The sequence below is a fragment of the Pseudomonas petroselini genome (assembly GCF_045037875.1).
Lineage (GTDB): Bacteria > Pseudomonadota > Gammaproteobacteria > Pseudomonadales > Pseudomonadaceae > Aquipseudomonas > Aquipseudomonas petroselini.
On the sequence record NZ_CP173614.1, the window covers coordinates 89,557 to 102,694 of the forward strand.

General features: G+C 60.7%; 10 protein-coding genes. 8 read left to right on the forward strand and 2 right to left on the reverse strand.

All coding sequences use genetic code 11. From position 1 onward, the window contains the following. The first annotated feature begins 82 nt into the window (after window positions 1–82). Both ACI512_RS00495 and rarD read left to right on the forward strand, forming a co-directional pair. The gene (locus ACI512_RS00495) at window positions 83–1,057 is read left to right on the forward strand and encodes a serine/threonine protein kinase (protein ID WP_015886213.1); all 975 of its coding nucleotides are present in this window, start codon (window positions 83–85) and stop codon (window positions 1,055–1,057) included. A gap of 180 nt (window positions 1,058–1,237) precedes the next feature. Continuing rightward, window positions 1,238–2,122: an EamA family transporter RarD gene (gene rarD / locus ACI512_RS00500; protein ID WP_064054247.1), complete on the forward strand. Its 885-nt coding sequence runs from the start codon at window positions 1,238–1,240 to the stop codon at window positions 2,120–2,122. A gap of 223 nt (window positions 2,123–2,345) precedes the next feature. Here the strand turns inward: rarD and ACI512_RS00505 are convergent, their stop codons facing one another. Continuing rightward, window positions 2,346–2,858, reverse strand: a complete 513-nt coding sequence (locus tag ACI512_RS00505) for a glycine cleavage system protein R (RefSeq protein ID WP_236380401.1) — start codon at window positions 2,856–2,858, stop codon at window positions 2,346–2,348. A gap of 265 nt (window positions 2,859–3,123) precedes the next feature. On the opposite strand from ACI512_RS00505, the gene ACI512_RS00510 reads away from it, so the two are divergent. After that, window positions 3,124–5,301: a malate synthase G gene (locus tag ACI512_RS00510; protein ID WP_236380399.1), complete on the forward strand. Its 2,178-nt coding sequence runs from the start codon at window positions 3,124–3,126 to the stop codon at window positions 5,299–5,301. Window positions 5,302–5,461: 160 nt separating this feature from the next. Here ACI512_RS00510 and ACI512_RS00515 read toward each other — a convergent pair whose 3' ends face one another. Beyond that, window positions 5,462–5,908 carry a response regulator gene (locus ACI512_RS00515; protein ID WP_231809004.1) on the reverse strand — a complete coding sequence of 149 codons (447 nt, stop codon included), beginning with the start codon at window positions 5,906–5,908 and terminating at the stop codon, window positions 5,462–5,464. Between the two features lie 246 nt (window positions 5,909–6,154). Here ACI512_RS00515 and ACI512_RS00520 point away from each other — a divergent pair, with 246 nt between their 5' ends. From ACI512_RS00520 to ACI512_RS00540, 5 genes are all read left to right on the forward strand, one after another. Next, on the forward strand, window positions 6,155–8,089 hold the full coding sequence (locus ACI512_RS00520; RefSeq protein ID WP_236380398.1) for a putative nucleotidyltransferase substrate binding domain-containing protein: 1,935 nt from the start codon (window positions 6,155–6,157) through the stop codon (window positions 8,087–8,089). Next, on the forward strand, window positions 8,086–8,793 hold the full coding sequence (locus tag ACI512_RS00525) for a PolC-type DNA polymerase III (RefSeq protein WP_015886219.1): 708 nt from the start codon (window positions 8,086–8,088) through the stop codon (window positions 8,791–8,793). Before ACI512_RS00520 ends, ACI512_RS00525 begins: the two co-directional genes overlap by 4 nt. A 255-nt stretch (window positions 8,794–9,048) precedes the next feature. Next, window positions 9,049–9,567 (forward strand): RNA polymerase sigma factor, encoded by a 519-nt coding sequence (locus ACI512_RS00530; protein ID WP_015886220.1) that lies wholly within the window; start codon window positions 9,049–9,051, stop codon window positions 9,565–9,567. Further along, window positions 9,564–10,532 carry a FecR domain-containing protein gene (locus ACI512_RS00535; RefSeq protein ID WP_405121573.1) on the forward strand — a complete coding sequence of 323 codons (969 nt, stop codon included), beginning with the start codon at window positions 9,564–9,566 and terminating at the stop codon, window positions 10,530–10,532. The genes ACI512_RS00530 and ACI512_RS00535 overlap by 4 nt, the downstream gene beginning before the upstream one ends. A 157-nt stretch (window positions 10,533–10,689) precedes the next feature. Further along, a complete protein-coding gene (locus ACI512_RS00540; RefSeq protein ID WP_405121574.1) occupies window positions 10,690–13,128 on the forward strand; it encodes a TonB-dependent siderophore receptor in 2,439 nt (812 codons plus the stop codon). Window positions 13,129–13,138 lie beyond the last annotated feature (10 nt).

The window sequence follows — 13,138 nt, forward strand, 5'->3', positions numbered from 1 at the left end:
TGGCACAGTCGCCCCCTATCTCGACCTCGGTGCGTTACCATACCCGGCCGGACGCGGCGCTCTGCTGCGCGCAGGAGTTCGCATGGCCCACCCGTTTGAAACACTCACCCCCGACCTGGTGCTCGACGCTGTCGAAAGCATCGGCTTCCTCAGCGATGCTCGCGTTCTGGCGCTGAACAGCTACGAAAACCGCGTCTATCAAGTGGGCATCGAAGATTCGGAACCGCTGATCGCCAAGTTCTACCGCCCGCAGCGCTGGACCAACGAAGCGATCCTTGAAGAGCATCGCTTCACCTTCGAGCTGGCCGAATGCGACGTGCCAGTGGTCGCCCCGATGATCCACAACGGCGAAAGCCTGTTCGAACATGCCGGTTTCCGTTTCACCCTGTTCCCACGCCGCGGCGGCCGGGCGCCGGAGCCGGGTAATCTCGATCAACTGTATCGCCTTGGCCAATTGCTCGGCCGTTTGCATGCGGTGGGTTCCACCCGCCCGTTTGAACACCGTGAAGCCTTGGGCGTTAAGAATTTCGGTCACGACTCCCTCAACACCCTGCTGGAAGGCAACTTCATCCCCAAGAGCCTGTTGCCGGCCTACGAGTCCGTGGCCCGCGACCTGCTCAAGCGTGTGGAAGAGGTGTACAAGGCCACGCCGCACAAGAACATCCGCATGCACGGTGATTGCCACCCCGGCAACATGATGTGCCGCGACGAGATGTTCCACATCGTCGACCTGGATGACTGCCGCATGGGCCCGGCGGTACAGGACCTGTGGATGATGCTCGCCGGAGATCGTCAGGAATGCCTGGGCCAGCTGTCGGAATTGATGGACGGCTATCAGGAGTTCCACGATTTCGACCCACGTGAACTGGCGTTGATCGAACCCCTGCGCGCCTTGCGGCTGATGCATTACAGCGCCTGGCTCGCACGACGTTGGGATGACCCGGCGTTCCCCCACAGCTTCCCGTGGTTCGGCAGCGAGCGCTATTGGGGTGACCAGGTGCTGGCGCTGCGCGAGCAACTCTCGGCGCTCAATGAAGAACCCCTGAAACTGTTCTGACGGGTGGGTAACGTGTGGGAGGGGGCTTGCTCCCGATAGCAATCTGTCAGTTGATGAAAAGTCGGCTGATACACCGCTATCGGGAACAAGCCCCCTCTCACATAAAGCAACGCAGATCCCATTGCCGGACAAATATCCTTACAATCGCGCTTTGTTAGCTGCCTAAGCAAGGATTCTGCAATGCAAGCCGCCAACCCCCGCAAGGGCTACATCCTGGGCCTGAGCGCCTATGTCATCTGGGGTCTGTTCCCGCTCTACTTCAAAGCCATCGCCAGCGTGCCCGCCGCCGAGATCATCGTGCATCGCGTGCTGTGGTCGGCACTGTTCGGCGCGTTGCTGTTGATGGTCTGGAAACACCCAGGCTGGTTCCGCGAACTGCGCGACAACCCCAAACGCCTGGCGATCCTGGCACTCAGTGGTTCGTTGATCGCGGGTAACTGGCTGACCTATGTGTGGTCGGTCAACAGCGGGCGCATGCTGGAAGCCAGCCTGGGTTACTACATCAACCCCTTGGTGAATGTGGTGTTGGGCATGCTGATCCTGGGCGAACGCCTGCGTCGTCTGCAGTGGGTTGCCGTTGGGCTGGCCGCAGTGGGTGTGGCACAACAGGTGTGGCAAGTGGGCAGCCTGCCCTGGGTCTCGCTGGTGTTGGCGCTGACCTTTGGCTTCTACGGGCTGATTCGCAAGCAGGCACCGGTGAAAGCGCTGCCGGGGCTGGTGGTAGAAACCTGGATGCTGGTGCCAATTGCCGTGGCATGGTTGCTGTTCAACCCCTCGGCCCACAGTGCACAGATGGCTTTCTGGAGTACGTCCGAGGCGTGGTGGCTGGTGGCCGCTGGCCCGGTGACGCTGATCCCGCTGGTATGTTTCAACGCCGCCGCACGGCACTTGCCCTACACCGCCCTAGGCTTCTTGCAATATGTGGCGCCGACCCTGGTGCTGCTGGAAGCCGTGCTGCTGTTCGGTGAACACCTGGCGCCGAGCACGTTGACCGCCTTCGCTTTCATTTGGGCGGGCCTGGTGGTGTACAGCGTGGATATCTGGTTGAGCGTGCGCAAACGCTGATCAAAAAACGCACAATCCTCTGCAAGCCACAGCGGTCATGGCTTGCAGACATCCACCCCAAGGTTATCCACAGCCTGATCCCCGCCATTTGTGCACAAGCCCTTGAAACTGCTCGTTTTTTGCTCAACTGACGAAGAAGCCCGGCCAGCGTGGCCTGGCGCCGGGTCTCTACAGGTTATCCACAGGCCCATGCAAGATTTCCATGCATAACCCTGTGGGTAGATTATTCCTCGTGGTGCAGCTCCACCATCAAGTCATCGGCCAAGGTTTCAAGGGACAGTTGTAAGGTATCCAGGGATAACGCTGTCGGCACCTGCAGCACCGCCTCGGCGGTAAACAGCGGATCACCGCTCATCGGCGCCGGGCGTACATCCGTGCTCAGGCTCTCAAGGTTCACGCCCTGCTTGCTCAGCAGCGCCGTGATCTCGCGCACGATGCCCGAACGGTCATTGCCGACCAGCGTCATCATGATCGATTTAGAGGCCGAGGCTTGCCCGCTACTGCCCTCGCCCACCAACACACGAATGCCGTGTGTGGATAAATCCTCCAGCGCGCCCACCAATGCCTGACGCTGCTCGGCAGGCACGCTGACCCGCAGGATCCCGGCAAACTGCCCGGCCATATGGGCCATGCGGCTTTCCAGCCAATTGCCACCGTGGGCGGCAATGTTATGCGCAATACGTTCAACCAGGCCGGGTTTGTCGGCGGCGATAATTGTGAGTACAAGATGGTCCATGGCAAAGCCCTCTGGAATTCAACCTACAAGGTGGACCCGAAGGCCCTCGATAACAAATCGTGTACCATTTTTATATTTATCTGGAACAATCCAATAGTTTTTTGAGAACATCCGGTTCTCCGCTGTGACCGTACGACCAAAGTGGGTCGCTAATCGACGTATTTAGTCTAATTTTCACAACCGCAAGTCATCATGTAGTATGCCCAACCGTGCACTACATAATGAAATCTGAAAAAGCGCATAGCTCCGCAGAGTGAGGCAAGCAATGACTGAACACGTTCAAGTCGGTGGCCTGCAGGTCGCCAAAGTCCTGTTCGACTTCGTGAACAACGAAGCCATTCCCGGTACCGGCATCACTGCCGACCAGTTCTGGGCCGGTGCCGACAAGGTCATCCACGACCTGGCACCGAAGAACAAAGCCCTACTCGCCAAGCGCGACGATTTCCAGGCGCGGATCGATACCTGGCACCAGACTCACGCCGGTAAAGCGCACGACCCGGTGGCCTACAAGGCCTTCCTGCAAGACATCGGATACCTGCTGCCAGAAGCCGCAGACTTCCAGGCCACGACCCAAAACGTCGATGACGAAATCGCCCGCATGGCCGGCCCTCAGCTGGTGGTGCCGGTGATGAACGCCCGCTTCGCCCTCAACGCCTCGAATGCGCGCTGGGGTTCACTGTATGACGCGCTGTATGGCACCGACGCCATCAGCGAAGCCGGCGGCGCCGAAAAGGGCAAGGGCTACAACAAGGTGCGGGGCGACAAGGTGATCGCCTTCGCCCGCGCCTTCCTCGATGAAGCTGCACCGCTGAGCGCCGGCAGCCACGCTGAGTCGACCGGCTACAAGATCGTCGATGGCACGCTGATTGTCAGCCTCAAAGGCGGCAGTAACAGTGGCCTGCGCGACGATGCGCAGTTGATCGGTTTCCAAGGCCCTGCGGCCGAGCCGATTGCGATCCTGTTGAAACACAACGGCCTGCACTTCGAAATCCAGATCGACGCCAGCACCCCGGTCGGCCAGACCGACGCAGCCGGCGTCAAAGACGTGCTGATGGAAGCCGCGCTGACCACCATCATGGACTGCGAAGACTCCGTCGCCGCCGTGGATGCCGATGACAAAGTGGTGATCTACCGCAATTGGCTCGGCCTGATGAAGGGCGACTTGGCCGAAGAAGTGGCCAAGGGTGGCAATACCTTCACCCGCACCATGAACGCCGACCGCGTTTATACCGGCGTGGATGGCCAGGACGTGACGCTGCATGGCCGTTCGCTGCTGTTCGTGCGCAACGTGGGTCATCTGATGACCATTGACGCGATCCTCGACAAAGACAGCAACGAAGTCCCCGAAGGCATCCTCGACGGCCTGCTCACCAGCCTGGCCGCGATCCACAGCCTTAACGGCAACAGCAGCCGCAAGAACAGCCGCACCGGTTCTGTGTACATCGTTAAACCGAAGATGCACGGCCCGGAAGAAGCGGCGTTCACCAACGAGCTGTTCGGCCGTATCGAAGACGTGCTGAACCTGCCGCGCAACACCCTCAAAGTCGGGATCATGGACGAGGAGCGCCGCACCACGGTCAACCTCAAGGCCTGCATCAAGGCCGCCAGCGAGCGCGTGGTGTTTATCAACACCGGTTTCCTTGACCGTACGGGCGACGAGATCCACACCTCCATGGAAGCCGGCGCGATGGTGCGCAAGGCCGCCATGAAGGCGGAAAAATGGATCGGTGCGTATGAGAACTGGAACGTTGATATCGGCTTGAGCACCGGCCTGCAAGGTCGTGCGCAAATCGGTAAAGGCATGTGGGCCATGCCCGACCTGATGGCCGCGATGCTCGAGCAGAAAATCGCCCACCCATTGGCCGGTGCCAACACCGCCTGGGTACCGTCGCCAACCGCCGCCGCACTGCACGCGTTGCATTACCACAAGGTTGATGTATTCGCCCGCCAGGCCGAACTGGCCAAGCGCGAGCGCGCCTCGGTGGACGACATCCTGACCATTCCTCTGGCCAGCAACACCGATTGGTCCGACGAAGAAATCCGCAACGAGCTGGACAACAACGCCCAGGGCATCCTCGGCTATGTCGTACGCTGGATCGACCAGGGCGTCGGCTGTTCGAAAGTACCGGACATCAACGATGTCGGCCTGATGGAAGACCGCGCCACCCTGCGCATTTCCAGCCAGCACATCGCCAACTGGCTGCGCCACGGCATCGTCACCGAAGCCCAGGTCATGGAAAGCCTCAAGCGCATGGCGCCGGTGGTGGACCGTCAGAATGCCGGGGACCCGCTGTATCGCCCGCTGGCACCGGATTTTGACAGCAACATCGCGTTCCAGGCAGCGGTGGAGTTGGTGATTGAAGGCACCCAGCAGCCCAACGGCTACACCGAGCCGGTGTTGCACCGTCGGCGTCGGGAGTTCAAGGCTAAAAACGGCCTGTAAATGAAAAAGCCCTGATCGAGAGATCGGGGCTTTTTCTTTGGGCTTGTGGTGGCTGAACTGGCGCTATCGGGGGCAAGCCCCCTCCCACAACTAATAGGCGGCGCAGCAAACATGTGGGAGGGGGCTTGCCCCCGATGAGGCCGTTATATACACCGCAGAATCAGGACGCCATCCCCAACTCTCGCTTGACCATCTTCGCCAACTTCACGCTATCAATCGGCTTGAGCAGAAAGTCCACCACGCTCAAATGCATCGCATCGATCACATCCGGCGCTTCCGCGTCCCCCGACATAATGATGATCGGCAACGCCGCACGGGTGGATTCGCGCACCTGGCGGATCAGTTCCAAGCCATTGCTGGGCGCCATGCGCAGGTCGGTGATCAGCAAACCGATAGAGCTGCTGGACTTCAACAAATTCCAGGCCGCCTCACCATTCTCAGCGGTCATGCAGCGAATACCGTCCAGCCCCAGGATCTCCGCCAGCAGTTCACGCGCATCCTTGTCGTCGTCAACAATCAATACGCGTTGTGGCGGTAAATCAGGCTCCAGCATCACGGCGCTCAGCGCCTCGCGCTCGGCATCGCTCAAAATATCGTGATCGGACATACGGTTCTCAGCAATTCTCATCAATCTCCCAGCACACTCGTCAGACATCTGCGGGAGGGCGATCAATGTGCACTTCGTCGGAAAGTTTGCCTAGTGGGCGTTCTACGGGGTTTGGACGATAGTCATGTAAGGTTTTTCCCTAGTTTTGCGGCATTTTCAGCGACCTAGACTTACGTCCAATGGGCACCCGCCGCGCAGGGGTCGACCATGAAGGACGATAACGACAAAAAAATTGCGGTCACTGTTATGAGTAAAGCTGATGCTTTCGCCCAAGCGGGGAAAACTGCTGTGTTGCAGAACATTCACGGCACCCTGCAGTTCCTGCAACGCTTCCCGCCCTTCAACCAGATGGAAAACGCCCACCTGGCATTTTTGGTGGAACAGTGCCAGTTACGCTTCTATGGCCCCGGTGAGATCATCCTCAAACCGTCGGGCGGGCCGGTTGAACACTTTTACATCGTCAAGCAGGGCCGGGTCGTCGGTGAGCGGCCCGTGGCCAATCAAGAAACCGCTGAAACCACCTTCGAAATCACCACCGGCGAATGCTTCCCGCTGGCCGCACTCCTGGGTGAGCGGGCGACCCGCACCGAGCACAAGGCCGCCGAAGACACCTTCTGCCTGCAGCTGAACAAACCGGCGTTTATCAAGCTGTTCGCGCTGTCCAGCCCGTTTCGCGACTTTGCCCTGCGTGGCGTCAGCAGCCTGTTGGACCAGGTCAATCAGCAGGTTCAGCAAAAAGCCGTGGAAACCCTCGGCACTCAATACTCCTTGAACACACGCCTCGGCGAATTGGCCATGCGCCATCCGGTCACGTGCAGCCCAAGCACCCCCCTGCGCGAAGCGGTGACGCTGATGCATGAGCAGCAGGTGGGCAGCATCGTGATCGTCGATGAGCACAAAGCCCCCCTGGGAATTTTCACCCTGCGCGACCTGCGCCAGGTGGTGGCCGATGGCGCCAGCGACTTCAGCCAGGCCATCGACGGCCACATGACCCAGGCGCCCTTCTTCTTGACCCCGGACCACAGCGCCTTCGACGCCGCGATCGCCATGACCGAACGGCATATCGCCCATGTGTGCCTGGTCAAGGACCAGCGCCTGTGCGGCGTGGTGTCCGAGCGCGACCTGTTTTCCCTGCAACGCGTGGACCTGGTGCACCTGGCCCGCACTATCCGCAACGCGCCGCGTGTGGATAATTTAGTGGCGATTCGCGGTGAGATCGGCCAGTTGGTGGAGCGCATGCTGGCCCATGGCGCATCGTCTACCCAGATAACCCACATCATTACGCTGCTCAACGATCACACCGTGTGCCGCGTGATTGAGCTGACGCTCGCCGAAAAAGGCGACCCCGGCGTTCCATTCAGTTGGTTGTGTTTTGGCAGCGAAGGCCGTCGTGAACAGACGCTGTACACCGACCAGGACAACGGCATCCTGTTTGACGCCAGAGACGCCGCCGAAGCGGCCGAGATTCGTGGGCGTTTGCTGCCGCTCGCGCAGCAGATCAACCAGAGCCTGGCGCTGTGCGGGTTCAGCCTGTGCAAGGGCAACATCATGGCCGGCAACCCCGAGCTGTGTTTGTCGCGGGCCGAATGGGCGCGGCGTTTCGCGGCGTTTATCCGCGAGGCGACGCCGGAGAATCTGTTGGGCTCCAGCATCTATTTCGACCTGCGCGTGGTGTGGGGCGATGAGCGTGGCTGCGAGCAACTGCGCCAAGGCATCCTGGATCAGGTCGCGGATAACCGATTGTTCCAACGCATGCTGGCCGAGAACGCGTTGCGCCAGCGGCCGCCCGTCGGGCGTTTCCGCGAATTTGTGCTGACCCGTAAAGGCGGCGAGAAAGCCACCCTCGACCTCAAGGTGCAGGGCCTCACGCCCTTTGTCGACGGCGCGCGCTTGCTGGCCCTGGCTAACGGTATCCACGCCAACAACACCCTGGAACGCCTGCGCCAGTTGGTGGTCAAGGCCGTGATCGAGCCCCTGGACGGCGCGGCCTATGAAGAGGCTTACCACTTTATTCAGCAAACCCGCATGCAACAGCATCAGTTGCAGACTCGTGAGAACCAGCCCTACTCCAACCGTGTCGACCCGGAGAGCCTCAACCACCTGGATCGGCGCATCCTGCGCGAATCCCTGCGCCAGGCTCAGCGCCTGCAAAGCAGCCTGACATTGCGGTATCAGCTGTGAGTTTGTTCGGCTGGCTGCGTAAGAAAAAACCAGGGCTCGACGCGGCGCAACAACGACGACTGGAGCAATTGCCCAAGCCCGCGGCATTGGGCGACGGCTCATTGCGCAGCCAACGCTGGGTCGTGCTGGACCTGGAAACCAGCGGCCTGAACCTCAACCGTGACCAAGTGCTGTCCATCGGCGCGGTGGTGATCGAGGACGGCGCGGTGGACTTCTCCCAGCTGTTCGAACGCACACTGCAACGCGCCGAGACAAAACTCAGCCCCAGCGTATTAATCCACGGCCTCGGCCCCAGTGCGATCGCCGCCGGCAGCGACCCGGTGGAAGCCCTGTTGGACTTCATGGCGTTCGTCGGCGACAGCCCGTTGCTGGCCTTCCATGCACCGTTCGATCAACACATGCTGTGCCGGGCGCTCAAGGACAGCCTGGGTTACCGTCTGGCCCATCCGTTTCTGGATGTGGCCGACATCGCCCCGCTGCTATGCCCGCAAGCCCATATCCGCGAAGCCGGGCTGGACGACTGGATCAACCACTTCAACCTGCACGTGGGCGAACGCCATCACGCCAGCGCCGATGCCCTGGCCACGGCCGAGCTGATGCTCATCCTGTTCAGCCGCGCGCGTGCGCAACACATCGACACGCCTCAGGCGTTGCAAGAGCGTTTGAGCCAATGGAAACGGCGCCAACACGCACCCTCTTTCTAACGCCGCTGATCCTCGTAGTGAGCGGGCTAGCCCCGCGCTGGGTGGCGCAGCCCCCAATAAAAACACCGCGTTCTGCCCGGCAAACCGTGAAATCAGGTTTTGGGGCCGCTACGCAGCCCAGCGCGGGGCAAGCCCGCTCACCCCAAAAGCGTCCCCCCTTCAAACCGACAGACGCCAATTGCGCCCACCCCACGGCTCTGACACAATCGCGAATAATTCTCGTTAGTTTAAACATCGCGTTTGCCAGGTGCTGCCTTGTCGTCAATCCAGAACCCACACAGTGAGCTTGTTGGCGCGTTGTATCGCGACCATCGTGGCTGGCTGTTGGCGTGGCTGCGACGCAATGTGGCCTGTCCTAGCCGCGCCGAGGACCTGAGCCAGGACACCTTCATGCGCCTGCTTGGCCGTGACGAGTTGCGCGAACCCCGCGAGCCCCGCGCGTTTCTGATCGCGATCGCCAAGGGCCTGCTGTTCGATTATTTCCGTCGCGCCGCCCTGGAACAGGCCTACCTCACCGAACTGATGCTGATCCCGGAAAGCGAACACCCTTCGCCGGAAGCCCAGCAACTGATCCTCGAAGACCTCAAGGCCATCGACCGCCTGCTCGGCAAATTGTCGAGCAAGGCCCGCGCAGCCTTTCTCTACAACCGCCTCGACGGCATGGGCCACGCAGACATCGCCCAACGCCTCGGCGTGTCGGTGCCGCGCGTGCGCCAATACCTGGCTCAGGGCATTCGCCAGTGCTACATCGCGCTGTATGGCGAGCCGCAGTGACCATGATCAGCTCCAAGCCGGTCTCGGCCCGTGTGCTGGATGCGGCGATTGCCTGGCAACTGTCCCTCGATTCGGGCGACGGCAGCGTGGTGGAGCGCGAAGAATTCGACAAATGGCTGGCCAGCGATGAAGAGCACGCCCGCGCCTGGCGGCAGTTGGGCATGCTCGACCAGCGTTTCAGTGCGGCCTCGGGCCCGGCGCGGGCGGCGTTGTTGCAATCGCGTGAGGGCATTCGCCAGCGTGTGCGTAAGTTGGGCAGTGGTCTGGCGAGTATCGCCGTGGTAATTGGCCTGGCGTTGTTTGCCGGTGAGCGTTATGTGCCGGTCCACTATTGGCTGGCTGACCAACGTACCGCCACCGGCGAGCAGCGCACGCTGAAACTGGCGGACGGTACGCTGATCAACCTCAATACCCACAGCGCTATCGATGTGCGTTTTGATGAAAAACGCCGACTGATCGTGTTGCAGGAAGGCGAAATCCTGGTCGAGACCGGCCACCACGACGCACGCCCGTTCTATGTGCAAACTCGCGACGGCAGCCTGCGGGCACTGGGCACGCGGTTTATCGTCAAGCGCGAAGACGACGCCACGCGCTTGAGCGTGCTGCAGTCGGCGGTGGCCGCTCAGCCCGAAGCCCTGCACCGGGAACAGATTTTCAAGGAAGGCCAGCAAGTGCTGATGCGCAGCGACGGTCTCGGCCCTACGCTTGCCGTCACCCCGGCCACCGACGCCTGGACACGCGGCATGCTGGTGGTGGACAACGCTCGCCTGGGCGATGTGGTCGAGGAGCTGAGCCGCTACCGCACCGGTTACCTGGGCGTGGATAAAAACGTGGCCGACCTGCGCATCACCGGCAGCTTCCCGCTGCACGACACCACCTTGGCGCTCAACGCGCTGCTGCCGACGCTGCCGGTGCAGATCGAGCAGCACACACCGTGGTGGGTGACGGTTACCCGTAAGCCTTAGGTTTGGCGGTGCCTTGGCTATCGCTTGCTCGCGAAGAGGCCCTGCCAACCCCCTCAAATACCCCAGACAAAAAATATTTCCATCCCCCCCCTATCACTTTTCACTTCTCGTTCGGCACCTAGGCAATTGAGAAATATTTCCATTCAGGAGCCGCCGTATGTCCCGCACGCTAGACACCTTGTTGCGCCCCAGCCTGTTAGCCGTGGCCATTGCCCTCAGCGCCCCGCTGGCCAGCACCGCGCTGGTCGCCGCCGAACAGGCGTCCAGCGTGCGCGCCTACAACCTGCCGGCGGCGCCACTGGCCAGCACCCTGAACCAGATCGCCAGCCAGGGCGGCCTCGCGCTGACCCTCAGCCCGGCGCTGGCGTCGGGCAAGACCTCGGCGCCGGTCCAGGGCCAGTTCGATGCGCCGGGAGCACTGCGTGAGGCGTTGCGTGGGACGGGTTTGCAGTTGGAGCAAAGCAGTGCGGGGACTTATACGTTGGTACCGGTTCCGGAGGGGGTTGTAGCCCTGCCCGAGACAAACATTACCGGCCAGGGCAGCTATGAAAGCGCATGGGGCCCGGTAGACGGTTATGTTGCAACGCGCACCGCCGCCGGCACCAAAACTGATACGCCGATTGCCGAACTACCCCGTTCGGTCACCGTGATCACTCGCAAACAAATGGAAGACCGCTCCGTACTCAACCTTAATGACGCTTTGCGCTACACCGCTGGTGTGCAGAGTTCCGGCTACGGCTCCGACTCCCGTAGTGACTGGCTGTTGGTACGTGGTTTTGTGCCGACTCAATTCCTCGACGGCCTGCCATTGCCCAAAGGTAACTACGCCACGCCGAAAATCGACACCTGGAACCTGGAACGCATCGCTGTCCTACGCGGCCCGGCCTCGTCGGTTTACGGGCAAACCCCGCCAGGCGGTTTGCTGGACATGGTCAGCCGTCGCCCTCAGGCCGAAAGCTCGAATGAGATCGAAGTGCAGGCCGGCAGCAACAACCACAAACAGATCAACTTCGACAGTACCGGCAAGATCGACGACGAGGGTCAGTTCCTCTATCGCGTCAGTGGCGTGGTGCGCGACAGCAACACCGCCGTGGATCACATCCCGGACAAGCGCTACAACATCGCTCCGAGCCTGACGTGGAACATCAACGACGACACTAAGCTCACGCTACTCACCCAGTTCACCCGCGACGACACAGGTATCACCGGGCAGTTCCTGCCGCTGCAAGGCACCAAACTGAGCTCCCCAGCGGGCAAGATTTCCCACCACAAGAACTTGGGTGATCCTGACTGGGAGTTTTATGACCGCACCTACTATGCGCTTGGCTACGCCTTTGAAACCCGCTTGAACGACACGTGGCAGTTCCACCAGAACCTGCGTTATACCAAGAACGACCTGTCGTTCCAGGGTATTACCGCGGGCGGTGCTTTCTTTCCGAATGGCCCTGACGTCGCAGTGGACGCCAACGGTAACGTGAGTCGCTCTGCCGGCAAGGTTGACGAAAACATCGGCCAGTTCGCCGTCGATAACAACTTCCAGGCCGACTTCCAGACCGGTGCTGTCAGCCACACGCTGTTGCTGGGCCTCGACCATCAACGTTCCACCAGCGATGCGCGTTGGCTGTGGGGTTCTGCGGGGGTCCCCACCATCAACTTCAATCGTCCGGTGTACGGCCAGGACTTCTCCAACGTCCAATACTTCACCATGTACGATTACACCCAAAAGACCCAACAAACCGGCCTGTACGTCCAGGACCAGATGGCCCTCGACAACTGGCGCTTGACCCTCGGTGGCCGTGAAGACTGGGTACATACCGGCACCACTTTCCATAACCTCAATGACGCCACCAACACCCAGCGTGACAAACATTTCAGCGGCAACGCGGCACTGAGTTATGTCTTCGACAACGGTATCACTCCGTATCTGTCCTACGCCGAATCGTTCCAAGCCGGCTCAGGCACTCAAGTGGGCAGCACCGGCGCATTCAAACCCACCGAAGGCAAACAATACGAAGCCGGTATCAAGTACCAGCCTCCAGGCACCAAGGCGCTATTCACCGCCGCTGTGTTCGACCTGACCCAGCAAAACACCTCAGTCACCGAGGGGAGTGTCACTCGCCAAGTGGGTGAAGTGCGGGTACGTGGCCTGGAACTGGAAGCCAGCGCTGACGTCACCGAAAGCCTAAAGCTGGTCGGTTCCTACACCTACAACGACAGCGAAATCATTCAAGGTGCTACGGCTGAAAAAGGCAATCGCCTGAACCAGTTGCCGCGTAACCAGGCGACAGGCTGGGCTGACTACACGTGGCGCAGCGGGACGCTGGATGGTTTTGGTGTCGGTGCAGGCGTGCGCTACGTCGGCGACACCTACGGCAACGCCGCCAATACCGACTTGGGCCACGTAGGCTCATACACCGTGTACGACGCCTCGGTGCACTACGACCTTGGCCGCTTGAACAGCACCATGAAGGGTGTGACCGTAGCCGTCGACGCCAAGAACATCTTCAACAAGGACTACCTGTCCACCTGTGATGGTTTCTATTGCTACTACGGCGACCAGCGTAACGTGGTCGCCAGTGTGAACTACAAATTCTAAGACGGTAAAA